We start from the raw sequence: 18944 nt of genomic DNA on the forward strand, positions 1-18944 counted from the left end.
CCCTGTCGATGTGCTTCTTCCGGCGCGGGTTGCGCAGGGTGTGGCGGACGGGTCGGTCGACCTGGCCTTCCGCCGGTGGAAGGTCGCCCGGGTCTGCACGGGATCGACGTTCCTGAGTTCGGCCGGATTGATCGAGATCCTCTCCGAGCGGCAGGTCGACATCGAGGGGATCTCCGACGACGACGCGCGCCGCGCCGGCTTCTCGACAGCTGCGGCCGCGGTCGGGAAACTCCGCCGCACCGACGACCCCGTCTTCCGGATCGAGTTGAGGTGGGCCGGGCCCGACCCACGGATCGCCCTGGGCGCCGACGACGCACTCTCCGACGACGACGTCGCCGACCTCCGCACCCGGTTGCAGCGACTCGACGACCGGTCGTCGCACGGCCCCCGGACCCAGGCGACACTGCAATTGATCGCGCGACGACCCGCGGTCGTCTCCACCGAACTCGCATCCGAATTAGGCAGGCCGCGAGCTGATTTCAAACTCGACGTGCGCAAACTCAAGAAACTCGGGCTGACCCGAAGCCTTGACGTCGGGTATGAGCTCTCGCCCCGAGGGCGCGCTCTGCTGCAGCTGCTCGACGACCCGCGGGCCGGCGGCAGAACAGGTGACACACCGCCGACGTCAGAACGGCAACCGGATTGAGCATCGTCGGGACGGACACCACGAGTTTCGCCACGACGTTCGAGCAGAGCCGGACCCGGTTTGGTCGCGCGCCACCGGCTCGCTAGACTCGTGGGCGCTGCCACGCGCAGCACGCCGCCCTAGCTCAGTCGGTAGAGCAATTCACTCGTAATGAATAGGTCAGGGGTTCGATTCCCCTGGGCGGCTCCAATAAGGCCAGGTAGATCGCGGTTTACAAACCGTGTCGCCTGGCCTTTGTCGTGTCCAGGGCACGGATACGGCACGGAATCACGCCAGCTTGTCGAGCACGTGCCGCGTGTCCGGTGCATCGACGGCCCGCTCGACGTAGTGCCGTTCGGTGACCGCGGTTCCCGAGTGTCCGAGCTGCACCGACGCCGCGCCGACACCGAGCTCACGCTCGACCATGGTGCCGACCGTCTTGCGGAAGTTGTGCGGCTTCACCCAGGCGTATTCGTCGCCGCGGGCCTTACGCCAGGCGGTGCGGACGTTCGCCGGCCAACGTGCCGAGCCCGTCCGTGTGGGGAACACGAGACCCTCCGCTGAGGGGATACCGCGGTCGCGCTGTCGACGGAGCGCGTCGATCGCGAACTGCGGCAGGATGACGGTCCGCCAACCGGCCTCGGTCTTCGGATGGTCCTGGCGGTAGCAACCGCGACCCTTCGACGTGACCACGGTCCCGGCGATGGTCACCGCGACACGCTCGGCGTCGAGGTCGGTCAGATCCTGCCACCGCAGCGCCAGCACCTCACCGATCCGCGCGCCCGTGCCCAGCATCACGTCCACCACCTCCACGAGGTCGTAGGCTCTGCGCGGTCCGAGTCTCTGCTCGTCCTGCCACGCCTTAATCCGGCGCCGCAGCTCGTGCACGTCGGCGACGGTGAGCGCTCGCGGCTTCGACCGGGATGCCGGCGGCCGATAGGCGTCGGTGACCGGATTGTGCGGCACGCAGTCATACCGGGCGGCCAGCGCGAATGCCTGGCGCAGCACGACCCGCGCGTCCCTTTGGCCCGAGACGGACGGGACTGCACGCAGGAACCGGTCGATCTGGCTGGTCGTCGATTCCCGCAGGGTCACGGCACCGAGCCCGGGCTTGATGAGCTTCTCGACGGCCCGCTCGTAGTAGTCGACGGTCTGCTGAGCGCGGTCGGAGTTGCGGACGTCGCCCAACCAGCGGTCGAGGAGTTCGGCGACGGTGCTGTCGGCACTCAGTTCTCCGCCGCCAGCCACGCGGTGACGTTCCCGTAACGCATCCTTTAGTGCAGCTTCGGCTTTCGCGCCGGTTGCTCCGTGCGCCTTCACCTGTCGTGTGACTCCGTCGAAGTCCCGGTAACGGGCCCTTGCCATCCACCGCCCGTCGTCGAGCTGAGAGCGTGTGACCCGGCCGTACGTGCCGATCGCGAGACGCGGCCTACCCATAGTCTTCGCTGGTTTCGCTGTCCATCTGATCCGCCGGAACACCCCAGTAGAAGGGATATGTTGCCTGCCTCATCGAACGCTGCACTAGGTCGACATCCTTTGCACTGGTGCGCAGTTCGTCAATGACTTCCTTCGGCAAATCACTGAGCGTGCGCGCGTCGACCAGTGCGAGCGTGCCTGCGCCGACGCCGGCAGTTGCCTGCGCCCACTCGCGCGACATCGCCATCACGTCGATTGAATCGTCACCGGTCTGCGGTTGCGGCATCTCTCCCGAGAACATGCGCGCCGCATCTATCGCTCTGACTTTGAACCCAGGAGCATATTCCGTTGGCGCACTGGGAAGTCCCGGAAAGAGAATCTGAACCGGAGGCACCTCGAGAGCCATCGCGAGGACGATCACCTCCTGCACGGGCAACGCACCTTTGCGCCGCCCGTTCTCCGTCTCGGAAATCGTCGTCCGCGGCACGTGGTAACCGAGTTCGGAAGTCCGATCCGACAACCACTGCGCGGATCGCTTTCCTCGAAGCCGCTTTATCTCCGCGCCGACCCGCATTGTTGTATCGCTCACCCATGACGCCATGCAGTCAGAATACAGAGTTCTAGACGGACCGTCGTCGGCATGGTAGGAATGACGTGGCGCAGTCAGATAGATCATCGTCTGACGCACCACAGTCAACTAAGGAGCATGATGACCCCCGAAGAGATCGACGCCCTCGGCGTCAGCACCGACCTCGTCACCGCTGCGCGGGCACTCGGCATCAGCAAATCGACCGCCTACGCCGCAGCGCGGAGCGGCACATTCCCGGTTCGCACGATCCGCGTCGGGTCGCGATACGTCGTCCCGACGGCCGATCTGAAGGCCGCCCTCGGCCTCGCTGCATCAGCATGACTGCAGACCCAAATCGATACGCCACCCTCGACTCGCATGCCGATGCCGGCCTAGGTGCCGATGAGCCCGGCATCTGTCGGTTCACCCGGCCATGTGAACGTGCCGAACTGCATCAGGCGCAGCTCGACCGGCTCGCCGATGAGGCGTGGGAGCGGATGGACGAGGCGCGTGGCACCGACCGGTTCGACCGACTGCGTGATCTCGCGGCCCAGGCGAAAGACGATGCCGACGCCTTCGGGCGGTCTGTCGATGCGGCTCAGCGCGTGTTGCGCGGCCCAAATCCACCGACCTCGTTCCAGGAGCTCGTCGACCGGACCGCGACCGCCGATGACAGAAAGACGCCCCCGACCAGCACCGCCAAGCACCATGTCGAGGGCAACACCAACGATCACGAGAGGACCACCGATGTCTGATCAGAATACCTCGCCGACCAACTGGCGAGCGTACGCCGCCCAGCTCACCGCCCGCCAGCGGCGCATGTGCGAACGGTCCGAAGCCGAGTCGTCGAGCGCCGAAGCCGCCGAGATGGCACGGGACTTCGCGACGGGCAACGACTTTCAGCATCAGTGCGAGGCCGAACGCGCTTCACTCGACGTCCCGCCTGTCGGCGGGATCCACCATGCCGGCGAATGGTTCACCCCCGACGACGACCACCCGATGACCTGGCGTGAGCTCTTCGCGCACCGCCAGGCCTTCGGCGACGTCTCGGTCGAGTTGTGCATCACCGAGACGCTCGACGCCCAGGTCGTGTCCTCGGTGATCCTCATCGACATGCTCGGGAGCCGTGATTACGGCGAGCTCGACGCCACCCAAGCCCGCGCGTTGTCTACGCACCTTGACCATCTGGCGGCGCTGCTTGAGCGAGGCACACGATGAACGACGACCGGGTCGCACTGTACGTCGACGACTGGCGGGTTTGGCAGCATGCGGCCCGCCTGTCACCATCGATGATCGGTGAACGATGCCGGCTCATCGACCGGTTCGCTGCCGAGTCCGACTGTCAGCCCGCGCATGCCGACGCCACGGACATCGTGGTGTGGTTGCACTCGCACGACGACTGGGGGGACTCGACGATGGCGACCTACCAGTCGTACCTCGGCGCCTGGTTCAAGTGGCTGCAACTCACCGACCGCCGGCCGGACAATCCGATGATCAAAGTCGGCACCGCCCGCTACCCCGATCGGGAGCCGCGGCCCGTCACCGACGCCGACATCCCGCGGCTGATGGCCACCCGCATGTGGCGCAGCACGAGAGTCATGATCTACCTCGCACTCCTGGCGGGTCTGCGCGTCCACGAGATCGCGAAGGTCCGCGGCGAAGACATCGACATGTCCGCGCGAGTGATCTGGGTCAAGGGCAAAGGCCGCAAACTGCGGTCGATCCCGCTGCACCCGATCCTGACCGAGATCGCGTCGACGATGCCCGAGAAGGGCTGGTGGTTCCCGATGCGCGGCCACCCGGCGATGCATGTACACAGCAAGTCGGTCAGCGATGTCGTCGGCCGCACGATGCGCCGCGCCGGCGTCAAAGGAACCCCGCACTCGCTGCGGCATTGGTATGCGACCACGCTCCTCGACGACGGCGCCGACCTCCGTGTTGTGCAAGAGCTGATGCGCCACAAGTCGATCCAATCGACCGTGGTGTACACGAAAGTGCCCGATGCCCGCCGCAAACAGGCCGTTGACCGCCTCGACCCGATGCGCGCCGCGTGGTCGCCAACCAACCGTCGCGTCGAGGTCCCGATCGGAACCTGACCACCACGTGCGTGCTGCGGCCGGGACTTCTCACTCAGGGCCTGCCAACTCTCCCGGCCGCGGCGCGCCACCCCACCACGAGACACGAACGCGGAGAGGACATGACGACAGCACCAAGCATCGCAGAGGCAGGCCCGCCATCCACGATCCCCGTCGGCCGCTACGAATGGGAACGCCTGATTCGGGACGATCCGACGCTGTCCACCACAGCCAAGGCGATCGCGCTGGTCATCGGCACCTACGCCAGCAAAGACGGCGACGACATACACCCTGGCAACGACAAGTTGGCCGCCGGTGCGTCAGCGAGCCGGTCGACAGTCCAGCGCACCCTGGCCCTGCTGGCCGAGCGCGGTCTGATCACGAAGGTGCGGCAAGGCAACCGGTACCGCAACCGATCCGACGAGTGGCAACTGTCGATGCCGGACCTGCTCGCCGATCCTGTCGAGGAGCCAGCGTCCGAGCCGGACTCGGCGCAGCAAATCGCCAACCCAGCCGCGAGTTCGGACCGCGGCGGCGGCGAGTTTGCGACGCCGTTCGAACGCGCTCGCCGCAAGGTCTCCGATGCGCTCGATGGTCTCGAACCCCGATCGGCCGAGTGGGAGGCGCGTCGTGCCGAATTGGCGATCGAACTGGACACTCGGGTGACCCGATCTGAGGCGCGAGAGCTGCTGGAGTACTCGGAGATCGAGTACCGAGCGGTGATGCGACGGCGAGGACGCACGGCGTGAAGTCCGGAGCTCACATGTCGGCCCTGTGGATAACTCTGCGGGTCATCAGGCGACACACAGACTCCGAGTCTGTGTGTCGTCAGATGACACATAGAGATGTCTGCGGGTCATCAGGTGACACACAGAGATTCACGTGCAACCGGGTGGCCACTGATTCTCTCACGAGAGCGAAAGTCTATGTGTCACGGGAGGAAAGTCTATGTGTCACCCAGCGAAGTCTATGTGTCACTGGGAAAAGTCTATGTGTCATCAGACCCGAGTCTGTGTGTCACAGCTATGACACACCACCACCCATAGATCACCACCCAAGTAACCACCACCCAGGAGATCACCAGCCGATCGCGCGTCGCGGTCGCACCACCCACCAGCTGATGACGACGAGTGCGAATCGGTACGTGAGTAGACGCACGCGCGAGCAACGAGCCCCCTCGAAAAGAGAAACTGGGATGAATGATCACGAGCACGAGCACGACCACGAACCGCGCACGAAGCTGCTCGACCCCCTGGCCCGAGTTGCGCTAGGCCCCCACGGTTCCCCCGGGTTCGAGGCTGGCGAGACCGTCGACGCCGACGGGAACCGCCAACTCTGGATCGTCGACACCGGCCAGCTCGACGCCGACGTCGTCGATCTCGGCAACCAGAACCCGGTCCACGAGCAGGCGGGCCTACTTCCGTCCTCGTGGGATGACCGGATCGCGGCGGCGCCACTGCGCTGCTGCCGGCCGACCGCAGCGGGCCGGCCATGTCGCCAGATCGTCACCCGACCGGGTGTGGCCTGCGCCCAGCACCGGAGCGGAGCCCGCCGATGACACCGACGGGCCGCGCCCACAAGGGTCATGACGGAACTGTCGACCTGCTGGCGCAGATCCTCGACGGCACCAAAGAGCTACGTGGAGCCCGCGCGGCCTGTGCGGGCCGTGAAGCGTTTTTCGAGCCCTCACCCATGTCGGAACCCCAACAACACCGGTTTCGGCGGCGAGCGGCCGCGCTGGCCCTCTGCGATGAGTGCCCCTTGCTGCCTGACTGCCGCCGCTGGCTCGCCAGCGAACCCCGCAGCCGCTGGGTCGGCTGGACCGTAGCCGGCCAACTCATCACCGCGGGCGCCTCATGAGGGTTCACGGGCTTACCGCGCCGGCCCGCGTACGCCGCACCGGTGCCGCCGACCGGCCGATCCAACTGCGCATCGGCTCGACCCATCGTCTCGATGACCGACGCCGAAGCGCTGCAGCTCGCCGACCAACTCGTCGACGCCGCCGAACACCAGGAGAAACAACCATGACCCGCCAATGCAACGAGATGACCGGCCAGACAGGCTGGTTCCGATCCCCACACATCTGGCCTCTACTGGCCGACGTCACCGAACACGAGCTGATCCTGACGCCGAGAGGCAACGCCGAGGCGGGGGTGAGTAAATGAGCCAGCAACCGATCGCACCAGGTCTCGACGACGCCCGCCGCGCTGCGGCCCTCATCCTCGCCGTCCACCGCGACGACGCCGACGGGCAACGCGAAATCCTCGCTGCCACCGCGGAGTCAGGCCGACCACTCGAGTTGATCATCCACCTCGCCCACCTCGCCCACTGGCTTGCGCCCGACCGTGTCACTGACCAACTCACCGCCTACCTGCGTCAACTCGCCCACGACGAGGCGAACTCGTGACCGCGATGCCGGTCCGCGGTGTCATCCTCAGCGGCGACGACGCCCTGTTCCTCGCCGCCGCGTTACGCGTGCTCGACCAACTGTCCGGCCGATCGGGCCTTGGCGCCCGCACACGCGTCCGCGAACTCGAACGCCAACTCGCACGTTCCGGAGAATGTTCCGAAGCCCCAACAACGGAACAGACTCCCGACACCGTTGTGTCACTGTCACATTCAGACGGCACCATCGGAACCGACCAAGCCGCACGGCTACTCGGATGCAGCCGAGAGAACGTCCGCGGACTCTGCCGCCGCGGCGCGCTCCCCGCCATCCAAGTCGCCGGCCGCTGGCAGATCCCCGCTGATGCCGTCACCGACCGACTCACAGAAAGGGCCACCCGATGCCGAACCTCGACGTCACGGTCTACGAAGGACGCGACCTCACCGCGCGTGCCACCGCCACCATCACCACCTCCCGCTTCGTGAAGATCAGCGGGAACCTCGCCGACGGCGACGTCGCCGCAGTCGCCCCCGCCGACGCCGGCGGCCGAATCGCAGGCGTCGCCAAATACGGCGGCGCCACTGGCGAACTCGTCGGCCTGGCCCGCGGCAACGCACGCGTCGTGAGGGTCACCGCCGGCGAATCCATCGCCGCGTTCGCCGAAGTCGAAGTAGGCGCCTCCGCCAAGGCCGTCACCAAGTCCACCGGAGTCGCCGTCGGCTACGCACTGACCGCCGCCACAGCCGACACCGACGCCCTCATCAGCCTCTACTGAACCCGGAGCCCCACACCATGACCAACATCCTGACCCCGCAACTCACCGACCAGCGCGTCAGCGTCGCGACGATCATGTCGCAGCCCACCTGGATTCGCGTCAAGATCGGCGAGCTCGCGGAGAACAACGAACTATTGAGCGTTTTCTACACCCCACTCGGCACCCCCGTGCAAGGCGGCGGCATCCTGCACCCGCGGCTGTCCGGCGCCGAACGCTACACCGCCGACGACGTCGTCGAACGATCAGCGGGCAACGAATACCAGCGCGTGCGGGCCGTCGACCCCGAATACCGACTCGCCCTCGTCCGCGACTACGGCGCCTCCGTCGAGATCACCGACGAAGAGATCGACCGAGGTGACATCTCGGCGCTCAACAACAAAATCCTGCAGCTGACCAACACATTGGTGCGCAAGCTCAACGTGAAGGCCCTCGCCGCGATCGACGACGCGAGCCCCGACACCATGCCCGCCTCCGAGGCGTGGGACACCCTGGTGACCGTCGGCCCTCCCGAGCAGCTGACCCCGAACGCCCAACGCCCCCTCGCCGACATGATCCGCACCAAGCGGCTGTTCTCCGACGACCGCCTCGGATTCGTCCCCGACACCCTGCTCGTCTCCGCTACCGACGCCGAGAACCTCGCCGTCGGCTACGGCGAGGAACTCGACAAGGTGATGACCGCCGCCGGCCTGACTCTGATGACCAACCCGTACGTCGCAGAGGGGCGCAACTACGTGCTGCAGAAAGGCAAACCCGGCATCGTCGGCTACGAACGACAACTGACCGTCGACATCATCGACGAGCGCAAGTACCGCCACAAGCTCATCCAGGTGTACGCGGTGCCCAGCTACGCCGTCGACCGGCCCCAAGCAGTCAAGGTCATCACCGGCACGGTGACACCGTGAGCCTCGACGTCGACGGGTTCCTCAACGCCGAGCAAGTCGAGGAGCACGGCCTCACCGACACCGTTGCCGCCGCCCACCACACCGAGCGCCGCCGCCACCATCAACGCGTCATCGACGCCGCGATCGCCGACGGCCGGCTGCCGCAGAGCCGCCGCAACTTCTGGCTCAACCACCTCGACAAACACCCGGCCGACGCGAAGTTCCTCGCCAACATCCACCCAGCCACGTCGATCACCGACATCAACTGGCCCGACCGATAGAAACATCGGCGTCAAACTCACCGCACACCTGGTTCTCCATCCCCAGGCCGCGGAATGCATGGCGGCGAGGGTTCTTCTCGCACCGCGAGGCCTTCCTCCCGCAGACCCGCCAGCGCCGACACGATGCCCCCGCGATACCGCCACACGGTCCGCGGGGGCATCACCACATCACCACGCCGACAAGACAGGTGTTGCCCATGCCCAAACAGCACCGCAAATCCACCACCGCCCGCGGACTGGGCTGGACCCACCAACAGAACGCCACCCGCCTCCGACGCCGCCACATCGACGGCACACCCTGCTGGTGGTGCAACCGGCCGATGTACCTCGAACGTGAACGCAACTTCGACGGCCAACCACTCGGCGCCGATCACAGCACCGCCCGCAGCCGAGGCGGACACACCGCCGACCGCCTGCTGCACCAAACCTGCAACTCACAACGCGGCGACGGCAGCCGAGACCACCAACGCCCAGCCCTCACCGGACACACGCCCCAACCCGCCGGCCCCACCGACATTGGCCACCTCGCGATCGACTGCTGGCCAGACTGACCCCACCCCCTCAAAGTCCTGGCAGGGGGGTACACACCTGACCCCGCCGGTGAGCCGACCCCGCAAAACCACCACCCAACGCGGACTCGGCTGGGACCACCAACAACACGCCCGCGGCCTCAAGAGCAAGCACGTCGACGGCACACCCTGCTGGTGGTGCGGCCGCCCCATGTACCGCGACCGCACCCGCAACTTCGACTACGACCCCACCAGCCGCGACCCCGCATCCGGCAGCCTCGCCGCCGACCACAGCCAACCCCGCGCACACGGCGGCACCAAAGCTGACCGACTTCTGCATGGACTGTGCAACAAGGAACGCGGCGACGGTAGCCGCGACGACCAACGCCCAGCCCTCACAGGCACCCAGCCCCCACGACCAACCCCCAACGACCTCGGACCCCTCGCCATCACCTGCTGGCCCTGAGAACCACACACAGCCCCCGCACAACCCCACCCAGCACCCCCACCCCCCTCAAGTCTTCAGAGGGGGGCCACCCTGACTGCCACGCCGGTGGTCAGGGATTTTTTTGCGCGGCACTCCTGCTTTCCGTGCAGAACGATGCGAAACCGTCACCGTTAGCCGCTACGGTGATCCGCATGGCGACGTCGGGGCTGGAAGTCACCTTCCACCAGGGGCGAGAGCGTGCACAGGTGATGCGTTTCACTCACACGCTCGACGAGGTCGTGCGCTCTCTACGCGAGATCGATCAGGTATATCTCGCCCGCGCAGCGCGCGCTACGTGGGTGCTCGCCTCGCTGGATCAGAGGGCAAACAAACTGGTTGTCCGTCTCGAGGCGAGCAACGTCCCCAACGGCCGCGGAGTTGCAGACATGCTGGTGCCTGCCGAGGCGTTCGTCGAAGGCGCAGAAACGCTCCAACAGATTGCCACAGTGCCCCGGCTATTCCGTCCGCACACGGTTACGCGCATGGCCCACCTCGCAGTTCCAAAGAGCGGTGTACAGACAGTGTCGGTGGCGATGTACAACGGCAGTCGAGGGCCGTCGGTCGAACTCTCGGACCTCGAGCGCCGATGCAGCCAACACGATCCTGTCCGCGTTGACGGCGTCGAAAATCGCTTTCGCGACCGGTCGGGTTTTCGGGGTGCGCGAGGTGCGCAAGGGGAAAGTACGTGCATGACAACGCGACTCGCGCGGTGCAGCCTTTCAGCATCTCCTAACGTGATGCGGCCGTGCATCGTCTGGGAGGTGACCCTCGAGGACGAGCTCGCTGAGCTCGAAAGCGAGGCCGCGGACACGTCTAGGGCACGCAAACGACCGGAATAGCTGACTGAGTCCGCTCCACACACGACGGTCACAACCGATCGACCAGCGATAACCGGAATGAGCGAACCTCGACGTCCTATCTGACTCGACGGTTCTCAGTGAATAGGTCAGGGGTTCGATTCCCCTGGGCGGCTCCATTGATGCATTTCAGAGAACATGTCTCGGCCCCTCGGCAGTGGCGATGGCTCCCCGATCCAACACTTATCCAACAGTTTGCCCTGATGCAGCAACCACTCAGACGATGGCAGCGCGTGTAGGTGCGCGCGCCGCGCGGGTCTCTGCCCGGGGTCGGCAAAGTTGCAACTTTCTGTCAACAAAGTTCACAGCCCATCGCCGCAGGTAGAGCTACTGGAAGTCAGCCGAACTCCGGCAAGGAGCAGGTTGTCATCAACAATCAGCGGTCCGGTGCAGCCCAGAAGGGCACATAGCGCATCACTCGCGGCCCCGCCGCGGGGTCGTATGGCGTGACCAGTTCGGCGTCGATAGCCTCCCTGATAATCCGCGAGGCCAGTGCCTTGTTTCGGTCGGAGATCCCGAACCGCTCACGAATGCTGGCGTTGTTGGTGGGCTCGTTGCTCACGTACCTGAGGCAGGCGTGTTGGTAGACAGCGGACACCCTCTCCGGTTTGTCCATCTTCGTCAACGACTTAGGAGCGAAGATCGTCACTCGGGTTTGCTGATCTCGAACCTCGATCTGAGCAGGAGGCAGCTGATGGAACTCGATCTCGGACGCCACCTTGTCCCAGCCGCTACCGCGCTCCTCCGCAACGCCAATCTTCCGCATTGACGCTGCCAGAAACTCGTTGCGCGATCGCGCAGGCAGGTCAATGAACCGCAACGGGTCGAGGAGTGGGACACCCGGGTTCGTGATCTCCATACGATCATCGAAAATCTCCACCATAGGAGCGGTGCCGGTGATCGTGAGGTCTTGGTGGATCAGCGCGTTCGCGACCAGTTCTCTGATGACCAGTTGCGGAAATCTCAGTTCATCCATTCGCAGGCCATCCTGGATTACTTCACTGTTTGGCAGTTGGGCGGCTATGTAGGCGACCAGGCCCTGAAATCCGGAGGCGTATCCGCGGTGCCCGACTTGTTCCTTCTTTGCCTTAATTCTGGATGTGCCGTCATAGAGGATCACTCGTGGCGCTTTCCTCGCCAACCGCGGGAAATGGTCGATGTCACGCGCATACAGCAGGCCGCCACCGTTCGTGATCTGCCATTGAGACTCCACGTCGTGGCGTATCAGACCAGCATTCTCGAGTGCCTCGATGATCGCTGACCGGCTTTCTGGCAGCGGAGCTTTGTGAAGTGCGAAGAAGGCCGGGTAGTCGAGGAGTTGAACGATGTCTTCCACGGCCAGGTCACCTTTCGCCGTACCCTGCTCGAACGAATACGCCTCGAGCGCCCGCCACAGGCGCCGTTGGTGGTCAGGATGACTATTCAGCGGCTTCTTGTATGAGCCGATCCGGACGTACGGAATGTTCTTGAATGTGACTGGATGCTTGGACGCGGCGTCCACCCTCATGACGACCAGGTCCTTGCCCGCCTCCTCGACCGAATGCAGCGAGAAGTCGACATGCGGGTTCAGTAGTCGCAGTAACCACGGACGCAGGTCCTCGCTTCCCTTTTTCGCACTTTCCGGTCGAAATGACGTACCGACTATCGCGTGGGTTTCGTCGTGAACGCCCCAGACCATGAACGCCGTTTCCTGACCCGCGATGGCCGCGGAGTTGGCTAACGCAGAGATATACTCGCCGATCTCGACCGGATCCGCATTGTCGACCTTGAACTCCACCCACTCGTTCTCCCCCGAGAGCGAACGGAGCCGGTGCACGAGCGCACGCATGTCGTCGGGGTTGTTCCAATCCATACCGTTCATGATCGCCCAAGTCGCTCCCGAGTCACCTTCCAGGAGGCTGCCCGGGAAAGCTGGGGTGCATATCGACGAGGAAGAAGAAGGTTCGCGGACGTCGGCTAACCTCTTTGTGTGGCTCCGTCAGGCAATGCGTGGATCAGCCGGCAGGTCGGACTTGACGAGGCCGTCGAGATAGTCGCCAAGTGGCTCCGTGAGACTGGGCATGACTACCACCGGCGGGCCCTGCTGATTCCACAGAAGGGCGATCTACGACACCCAAGCCCAGCGATTGAGCAGTTCATTGCGAACCGCAACGTGGGCAGCAGCAAGAGCATGACAGCTCGGCCAGGAGGTCCGGTGCTCGCATTGGTCCCCCGATCAGAGCTGCTCGCCGACGCGATGCGTCTGGCCGACGGGAACGCCCTCGGTGTCGTCGAGCACGGCGAAGGTGAAGTTGCCGGCTGGGCTGCCGCGACGGGCGCAATCGACCTCAGCACTGGCATACCAGCTCCCGACATCGATTCGGATCTGCGCGAGGCCATGGAATCGGTGCACGATGCCGGCTACAACGGCTACTCGGTCAGAGACTCTTTTCTCCGCAAGCGGATCGATGAGGACGTGCGCATGCTGGTCGACGCAGGTTTCCCGTTCGGGTTTGTCGGGAATTACCTCGTCGGGTTGGGAGCGGGTGGCCACCGGCTTGAGGGGCTTGAAAAGATCTACCGCGAGTACGAGCGTCCGTAGCGGATTCGCTGCCGGCACCATCACCGGGACCCGCTACATTCGTCGATGTATAGAGACATTCACCACCGTGGCACGTGGCTGCCCTTCGTGCCGTCTTGGCTGACACTTCATCGACGGGAGTTGACACGGTGCGCCGAGCACCCAGTACGCAACGCGCCTGGAGGAGAATCGTCACTATGAGTAACTGGATTGCTGGCGCGGAAGGTTTCGCCCGACGTGCAATCTGGGAGGGGTACCTCGGCCCCGTCCAGGTGTTCTACGACTTCATGCTGACGCTGCAAGGGTTGCCCGGCTGGCCGCCGCTCGAGGACGTCGTCGCCGAGGAAAGCCTCACCGACTTCGTCGTCCGACGCGACGAGACACTCGCCGCCATCGATCGTCGCGAGGTGGCGATACCACCCGTATTCGAAGCGCCGGGCGTCGCGTATCTGTTGTTGCGCGCCGAGGACGTCGAGGACAACTCGGTGGTGACCCTGGTGCGCCGACCCCACATCGCCGATAGCCGGACTGCACATGACCACTGGCGGGTCCTCGCGGTTGGTGAGCTCGTCGAGGCCGAAGACATCGCGATCGCGTGACCGCTACCGCCGGCGGTGTCGTGACCCCCGGACCCGGCTGCGGGCTCCGCGCCGGCCTCTCACCGTCACCGTAGGGCTCATCTCCGGCTGCTCTTCGCGCTGCGACGGCACCGACCGCAGCACCGACCCGACGTGCATGGTGGCCGCGGTCGGCCCGCTGACTCGTAGCCGGGGTGTTCGTTGCGCCCATGCCCAGCACTCTCGGCGCACCGGGCATCCGACACAGGTCGCCGCCACCTCGCGGTGCCGCTCGTCGGCGGACGCGTAGCCCAGCGTCCGGTGACTGATGTCGGGATCGAACAATCGCGGATGCGATGTGCAGGCCGCGCCGTGAAGGTCAGCCGATCCGGCAAGGATCTGTTCGAGCAGGCTCACCACGTCATAGCTCGCCGGCCTCGCAGTGCGCCGAGCGGCGCCGGTAGTCGAGCCAGTCATGCGGTGATCGACCCCGGTCGTAGTGTGTCGGTCATGGTCCGATGTACCTCCGCATCCGACGCTTGCGGGCGGCGTCGACCTCCTGCGCGATCTGCTTGCCGCTCTTGCCGTCCGCGTAGATGTTCACGACCATCGGCGGCAGATCGCGAACGAGGTCTGTGAGGTTCTTGGTGACAGCGCCGTCCTCGGCACCGGTGCTCGCCGGATTGTCCTGCTGGTATTGGGAGATCGCCGACAGGATCGGTGGTGTCCCGGAGTATCCGAACGTGTCGAACACCGCCCCCAGTTGGCCGCCGAGGAACGCGTCAGCCACCCCACCCACACGGCTGCCGATGGTGGTTTGCGCCTTGCTGTTGTCGTAGCCGCCCAACAATCCGGGGGTCGCGGCGATACGGTCGTCGATCGACGTCACCAGCGGCGCCCGAATCGCATACGCGGGCAGATCAGTGAGACTCGACGGCAACGACTCGTTGAGCCCCTGCCGCTTGTTCATCTTGTTCTGCTCGGTCGCAGCCTTTTTCGCGGCCGCCTTCTCATCCTTGGCGCGGGCCTCCCCGATCGCGGTTTCCGCGATCTGCGCTTTCTCCGTCGCCGACGTCACCTTGTCGCGGGCCTTGCTCACCGCGGCCTCCGCGGCGGCGATCTCCGACGGCGACGACTTCGGATCCCCACGCACCTGATCGAGTTTCGCCTCAGCCTGCTCCTGACGGTCAGTGGCGGCGGCCACCGCATCACGGGCCTTGGCTGCCGCCAACTCGGCGCGCGCCTCCCGCGTCGGATCATCACCCAACTGGGCGGCACTGTTCGCCTGCCCCGTCTTCGTTTTCGCCTGATCCACCGCATCCTGGGCGGCATCGACAGCCCGCTGCGCCGTTTGGATGCGCTGCGACTTCGCCGCTGACTGTGACGCCCGCGCCTTCGCTGTCTTCCCGTCGATCGGCGCATTACGGGCCTCGTCGAGCCGCATCTGCGCGACCCGCAACTTTTCGGTCGCCGCGGCCTCGGCACGTTTCGCGTCGGTGACCGCCTGCTGCGACTTCAACGCCTGCGCGGTCGACGCCTCCCCGGACACATCACCGGCCGACGGAACCACATCGCTACCCGCCGACAACCCCGACGGCGCACCAGCATCCACCCCCGCCGTGTACGCACCCGTCGGCACACCACCACCGGCGACCATCGCGGCGGGCCAGTTCTCCACCCACACCGGGGTGATGCCGTTCGACTTCGCCGCGGCCGCCGAACCGATCGACGACGTACCACCTGCGTTGCCGTAACTCGCCCCGCCCGACGACCCGCCACCGCCGCCGGACCCGAACGGGCTGCCCGCCAAATCGACACCCGGTGTCGCGGTGGTTGGCGCCCCCGCATCCAGACCACCGAAATACTCGGGCGGAAGGTGGGCGTGGTCGGTGAAATCGGGGTGGTTGGCGCCGGCCGCCTGACCACCGAACTGGCCGTCGCCGCGCGCCCCACCCATCTCGAAGTTGGTGCCATCGGGCAGGGTGGCGGCGGTGTGCCCGCCGTACGGGCCGCCGTTGTACCAGCCCACGTTCAGCGACCCTGCCGGCCCCAACCCGGGTTGGAAGCCGCGGGCGGCGAGCTCACCGGCCTCCGATGCGGTCGCGAAGCGGGATCCGAACGGGTCTCGGCCGGTCGCATAGTTGGCGATCGCCGACACCGCACCCGAGCAGTCACCCCAGTTGACGCCACCCCACTCGTACGGTTTGCCCTCCACACCGCGCGCGAAATTGACCAACTGGTCGGCCGACACCTGCCCACCACCAGCGAACCCCGGGAGCAGTCCAGCGAGGTCGCCGTTGCGGGTGTTGCGGTAGTCGCCGGTGACGACAGCCCGCACAAACTCTGGTGACGGCGTCCACCCCCGCCGGATCGCCTCGAGGATCGGCAGTGTGCGGCGGTTGACGACCCGTTCGGGTTCCACGTATTCGCCGTCGGACAGCCGCGACAGGATGCTGTCGGAGGTGCCGGTGCCGGGCCCCGACGTCCGACCACCCCGCCGGTAGTCTTTCACGGGCCCGCCCGTCGCGTATCCGGCGATCAGGCCACCGCCGGCGTGCCCGCCGAGGAACCCCAGGCCCGGGATTTTCGAGATGATCCCCTTGACCGCGTTGAACCCGGACTCGATTTTGCTGAAGATGCTCGACAGGGTGTCCCACACGCTGGAGGCGACATCCTTGACCCAGTTGAACGCCCCGGCCACTATGTCTTTGAATCCGACCGCAGCGTCGCCGATGCGTTGGAACCCTCGCTTGAAATGCTCATAGATCGGCGAGATGAAGTCCCACGCCGCCGAGATCGCATTCTTGATGCCGTCGAAGGCCGGCACAACCGCGTTGTTCCACAACCACATGACGACCTCGACGACCTTGTCGATCGCCGACTTCCACGCGTCGAAGATGCCCTTGATGATGTCCCAGGCCACCCCGATAGCCCGCTTGATGCCGTCCCAGGCCGGCACTATTGCGTTCTGCCACAACCAGACCGCAGCATCACCGACCCACTTCACGGCGTTCTTCAGGGCCTCGAAGATCGGTTTGATGAACTCCCAGGCCGTCGACAGCGCCGACTTGATGCCGTTCCACACGGTGTCCCAAATCTTGCGGCCGGTCTCGGTCTTGGTGAAGAACGCCCACAACGCGACCGCCAACCCGGCGACGAGCGTGCCGATCAGGATGATCGGGTTGGCGCGCATCGCGATGTTCATCAGCGTCTGCGCCGCGGTGATCGCTTTCGTCGCAGTCGTCCACAGCTTGAACGCGCCCGCGATACCGACGATGGTGGGTGCGAGCTGGATCAGCATCGGCAGGATCGGCGTGACGAGGCGGATGATGTCGGCGAACGCGTCGCCGAGACCGGTGATCTGTGGCGCTGTCTGGCTGATGCCGCGGCCGATGGCCTCGATCGCTGGTGTCAGCGCCGGCCCCAGAGTCTTGGCGAGCTCCGCGATGATCGGCGCTACCTGTGTGCCGATCACCTCGACCACCTTCAGGAACACCGGCACGATTGCGCCCATCGCTTCACGCGCCGAGGTGAAGAATGTGGTCAGCGCGTTCTGACCGCCTGCACTGTTGGCGAACTCCGACACCTGCCGCAGCGACTGCAGCAGTCCGCCGAGCAGGTCACCGCCGCCAGCGGCCGAAGCCGCCCGGAAGACACCGCCGAGGATCGATCCGACTGTGCCAAGGACCTGCCCGAACTGGGTGGCCAGATCGACGGCGTTGCGGAAGAAATCGGCGATCTGACCTGACTGCTGGGCCTCGACCAGAAAGTCCGACAACGATCGGGTAGCACCAGCGATCCCGTCGGTCATGGGGGAGAACACGGCCAGCGCGCCCTGCGCTACGGCCGCCAACCCGGGCAGCAGGTTGCCGAGTGCGCTGCCGAAGTTGGCGCCGATGTTCGCCGCCCCCGCCAGGATCGCCGACAACGACTGAAACCCGGCCGTCGAATCCATGAACGCGAGCGCCGATTTCGCGCCCTCGTTGAAGCCGTCAGCGATCGTGAGCATCGCATCCCGCACCGCCGGGAGGTAGCGGTCCAGGGCGGCCAGCCGGTCCCCCAACCCGGCGAACAGTGCGTCCTGCACAGCCAACTGGGCGCCCGAGTTTTTCCACTCCGCCACCAACCCCTGCACCGCAAGCACAGTCGACTGGGCTTGTGGTGCGAGTTTCGCCAGCGCCTCATTGAATTTGTCGGCCTGCTCGGGGTCGAACGCGTTCTTGAACGCCTCCCCCATCCCGGCAAACGCCACTTTGAGTGTGGCAGTGGTCGCGGCGACCGCAGTCAACCCGGCGACACCGGCGCCGGCGGCAGCCCCACCCACAGCGAACAGGCCGGCACCCAACGCCGACACCAGCGGCACCAGCGACCCCACCGACACCACCGCAGCCCCAGCAAGGCCGGTCCACTTCGCGAACGACAACGACGCCTTGGCCGCCCCATCCGCCATGTCGGCGAACGGGTTCCCCCGCTGCCCACCCAACCGTTGCGACGTCTGCTGCACCCGATCCAGATCACGAATCAGGCGGGTCACCGAATCGTTGTCGATATCCAGGCGCACCTGCAGTGGGTTGCGATCCAACCACGTCTGCATCTGGGCGTGCACCCGGCGGAGGTCGGCGAACGCCTGCGTCGAATCGATGTGCAACTGCACCGACACATCCGTGTCGAGCGCCCGCCGAATCTGCTGCCCAGTGCGTTCGGCGTCGCGCCGCATCTTCCCGAACTCACGTTCGTAATGCGATGCCGTCTGTTGAGCTTGCCGTTTAGCGTGCTTCTCGAGGCCGTCGAAGTGGCGTTGACAGGCGCGCGTGGCCACAGCCACCGACTGTGTGAGTCGGCGCCGCAAATCCTCGTCGATGTCGCCGTAGTCGAGGCTGGCCTCGACGGACGCCTCAGCCCACGGTGCAGTCAATGTCGCGCTGGCCTTCCAAGCCCGGTCGCCCGGCCCACGGCCAGCAGCGCGT

The 18944-nt window shown here is 65.7% G+C and carries 25 protein-coding genes and 1 tRNA gene; 21 read left to right on the plus strand and 5 right to left on the minus strand.

Annotation, left to right across the window (positions count from 1 at the left end):
- Positions 1–10: 10 nt before the first annotated feature.
- Positions 11–646, plus strand: coding sequence for a hypothetical protein (locus ACIGKQ_RS16385; protein ID WP_287016304.1), 636 nt, complete (start codon positions 11–13; stop codon positions 644–646).
- Between the two features lie 113 nt (positions 647–759).
- Positions 760–835, plus strand: a tRNA-Thr gene (locus ACIGKQ_RS16390).
- Between the two features lie 78 nt (positions 836–913).
- Here ACIGKQ_RS16390 and ACIGKQ_RS16395 read toward each other — a convergent pair.
- Both ACIGKQ_RS16395 and ACIGKQ_RS16400 read right to left on the minus strand, forming a co-directional pair.
- Entirely contained in the window at positions 914–1873 is a 960-nt protein-coding gene (locus ACIGKQ_RS16395; RefSeq protein ID WP_396574471.1) for a tyrosine-type recombinase/integrase, read from the minus strand.
- 181 nt (positions 1874–2054) lie between these two features.
- Positions 2055–2642, minus strand: a complete 588-nt coding sequence (locus tag ACIGKQ_RS16400; RefSeq protein ID WP_396574472.1) for a hypothetical protein — start codon at positions 2640–2642, stop codon at positions 2055–2057.
- A 105-nt stretch (positions 2643–2747) separates the two neighbouring features.
- Here ACIGKQ_RS16400 and ACIGKQ_RS16405 point away from each other — a divergent pair, with 105 nt between their 5' ends.
- The 17 genes from ACIGKQ_RS16405 to ACIGKQ_RS16485 all read left to right on the plus strand — a co-directional run bounded on the left by ACIGKQ_RS16405 (position 2748) and on the right by ACIGKQ_RS16485 (position 10842).
- Entirely contained in the window at positions 2748–2951 is a 204-nt protein-coding gene (locus tag ACIGKQ_RS16405) for a helix-turn-helix domain-containing protein (RefSeq protein ID WP_396574473.1), read from the plus strand.
- Complete coding sequence (locus ACIGKQ_RS16410) at positions 2948–3364, plus strand: hypothetical protein (RefSeq protein ID WP_396574474.1); 417 nt, start codon at positions 2948–2950, stop codon at positions 3362–3364. Before ACIGKQ_RS16405 ends, ACIGKQ_RS16410 begins: the two co-directional genes overlap by 4 nt.
- The gene (locus ACIGKQ_RS16415; protein WP_396574475.1) at positions 3357–3827 is read left to right on the plus strand and encodes a hypothetical protein; all 471 of its coding nucleotides are present in this window, start codon (positions 3357–3359) and stop codon (positions 3825–3827) included. Before ACIGKQ_RS16410 ends, ACIGKQ_RS16415 begins: the two co-directional genes overlap by 8 nt.
- Positions 3824–4705 carry a tyrosine-type recombinase/integrase gene (locus tag ACIGKQ_RS16420; RefSeq protein ID WP_396574476.1) on the plus strand — a complete coding sequence of 294 codons (882 nt, stop codon included), beginning with the start codon at positions 3824–3826 and terminating at the stop codon, positions 4703–4705. Before ACIGKQ_RS16415 ends, ACIGKQ_RS16420 begins: the two co-directional genes overlap by 4 nt.
- A gap of 101 nt (positions 4706–4806) precedes the next feature.
- Positions 4807–5433, plus strand: coding sequence for a helix-turn-helix domain-containing protein (locus ACIGKQ_RS16425; protein ID WP_396574477.1), 627 nt, complete (start codon positions 4807–4809; stop codon positions 5431–5433).
- Between the two features lie 446 nt (positions 5434–5879).
- Positions 5880–6242 (plus strand): hypothetical protein, encoded by a 363-nt coding sequence (locus ACIGKQ_RS16430; protein WP_396574478.1) that lies wholly within the window; start codon positions 5880–5882, stop codon positions 6240–6242.
- On the plus strand, positions 6239–6544 hold the full coding sequence (locus ACIGKQ_RS16435) for a hypothetical protein (RefSeq protein WP_396574479.1): 306 nt from the start codon (positions 6239–6241) through the stop codon (positions 6542–6544). The genes ACIGKQ_RS16430 and ACIGKQ_RS16435 overlap by 4 nt, the downstream gene beginning before the upstream one ends.
- A 42-nt stretch (positions 6545–6586) precedes the next feature.
- A complete protein-coding gene (locus tag ACIGKQ_RS16440; RefSeq protein WP_396574480.1) occupies positions 6587–6712 on the plus strand; it encodes a hypothetical protein in 126 nt (41 codons plus the stop codon).
- A complete protein-coding gene (locus tag ACIGKQ_RS16445; protein ID WP_396574481.1) occupies positions 6709–6849 on the plus strand; it encodes a hypothetical protein in 141 nt (46 codons plus the stop codon). Before ACIGKQ_RS16440 ends, ACIGKQ_RS16445 begins: the two co-directional genes overlap by 4 nt.
- Positions 6846–7091 carry a hypothetical protein gene (locus ACIGKQ_RS16450; protein WP_396574482.1) on the plus strand — a complete coding sequence of 82 codons (246 nt, stop codon included), beginning with the start codon at positions 6846–6848 and terminating at the stop codon, positions 7089–7091. Before ACIGKQ_RS16445 ends, ACIGKQ_RS16450 begins: the two co-directional genes overlap by 4 nt.
- A gap of 5 nt (positions 7092–7096) precedes the next feature.
- A complete protein-coding gene (locus ACIGKQ_RS16455) occupies positions 7097–7555 on the plus strand; it encodes a helix-turn-helix domain-containing protein (protein WP_396574499.1) in 459 nt (152 codons plus the stop codon).
- Positions 7471–7845 (plus strand): capsid cement protein, encoded by a 375-nt coding sequence (locus ACIGKQ_RS16460; protein ID WP_396574483.1) that lies wholly within the window; start codon positions 7471–7473, stop codon positions 7843–7845. The genes ACIGKQ_RS16455 and ACIGKQ_RS16460 overlap by 85 nt, the downstream gene beginning before the upstream one ends.
- Positions 7846–7862: 17 nt before the next feature.
- Positions 7863–8747: a major capsid protein gene (locus ACIGKQ_RS16465; protein ID WP_396574484.1), complete on the plus strand. Its 885-nt coding sequence runs from the start codon at positions 7863–7865 to the stop codon at positions 8745–8747.
- Positions 8744–9007: a hypothetical protein gene (locus ACIGKQ_RS16470; protein WP_396574485.1), complete on the plus strand. Its 264-nt coding sequence runs from the start codon at positions 8744–8746 to the stop codon at positions 9005–9007. Before ACIGKQ_RS16465 ends, ACIGKQ_RS16470 begins: the two co-directional genes overlap by 4 nt.
- A gap of 197 nt (positions 9008–9204) precedes the next feature.
- Entirely contained in the window at positions 9205–9558 is a 354-nt protein-coding gene (locus ACIGKQ_RS16475; protein WP_396574486.1) for a hypothetical protein, read from the plus strand.
- A gap of 49 nt (positions 9559–9607) precedes the next feature.
- Positions 9608–9982: a hypothetical protein gene (locus ACIGKQ_RS16480; RefSeq protein WP_396574487.1), complete on the plus strand. Its 375-nt coding sequence runs from the start codon at positions 9608–9610 to the stop codon at positions 9980–9982.
- Between the two features lie 173 nt (positions 9983–10155).
- The gene (locus tag ACIGKQ_RS16485; protein ID WP_396574488.1) at positions 10156–10842 is read left to right on the plus strand and encodes a hypothetical protein; all 687 of its coding nucleotides are present in this window, start codon (positions 10156–10158) and stop codon (positions 10840–10842) included.
- A gap of 394 nt (positions 10843–11236) precedes the next feature.
- Here the strand turns inward: ACIGKQ_RS16485 and ACIGKQ_RS16490 are convergent, their stop codons facing one another.
- Positions 11237–12712 (minus strand): ATP-binding protein, encoded by a 1476-nt coding sequence (locus tag ACIGKQ_RS16490; protein ID WP_287016305.1) that lies wholly within the window; start codon positions 12710–12712, stop codon positions 11237–11239.
- A 117-nt stretch (positions 12713–12829) separates the two neighbouring features.
- On the opposite strand from ACIGKQ_RS16490, the gene ACIGKQ_RS16495 reads away from it, so the two are divergent.
- Both ACIGKQ_RS16495 and ACIGKQ_RS16500 read left to right on the plus strand, forming a co-directional pair.
- Complete coding sequence (locus ACIGKQ_RS16495) at positions 12830–13441, plus strand: hypothetical protein (RefSeq protein ID WP_287016306.1); 612 nt, start codon at positions 12830–12832, stop codon at positions 13439–13441.
- Between the two features lie 176 nt (positions 13442–13617).
- Positions 13618–14019, plus strand: coding sequence for a hypothetical protein (locus ACIGKQ_RS16500; protein ID WP_287016307.1), 402 nt, complete (start codon positions 13618–13620; stop codon positions 14017–14019).
- Positions 14020–14022: 3 nt separating this feature from the next.
- Here the strand turns inward: ACIGKQ_RS16500 and ACIGKQ_RS16505 are convergent, their stop codons facing one another.
- Together ACIGKQ_RS16505 and ACIGKQ_RS16510 are read right to left on the minus strand one after the other, a co-directional pair.
- Positions 14023–14454 (minus strand): WhiB family transcriptional regulator, encoded by a 432-nt coding sequence (locus tag ACIGKQ_RS16505; protein WP_287016308.1) that lies wholly within the window; start codon positions 14452–14454, stop codon positions 14023–14025.
- A 31-nt stretch (positions 14455–14485) separates the two neighbouring features.
- The gene (locus ACIGKQ_RS16510) at positions 14486–18892 is read right to left on the minus strand and encodes a hypothetical protein (RefSeq protein ID WP_287016309.1); all 4407 of its coding nucleotides are present in this window, start codon (positions 18890–18892) and stop codon (positions 14486–14488) included.
- Positions 18893–18944: the final 52 nt, after the last annotated feature.

The organism is Gordonia sp. NPDC062954, from assembly GCF_044543825.1.
Lineage (GTDB): Bacteria > Actinomycetota > Actinomycetes > Mycobacteriales > Mycobacteriaceae > Gordonia > Gordonia tangerina.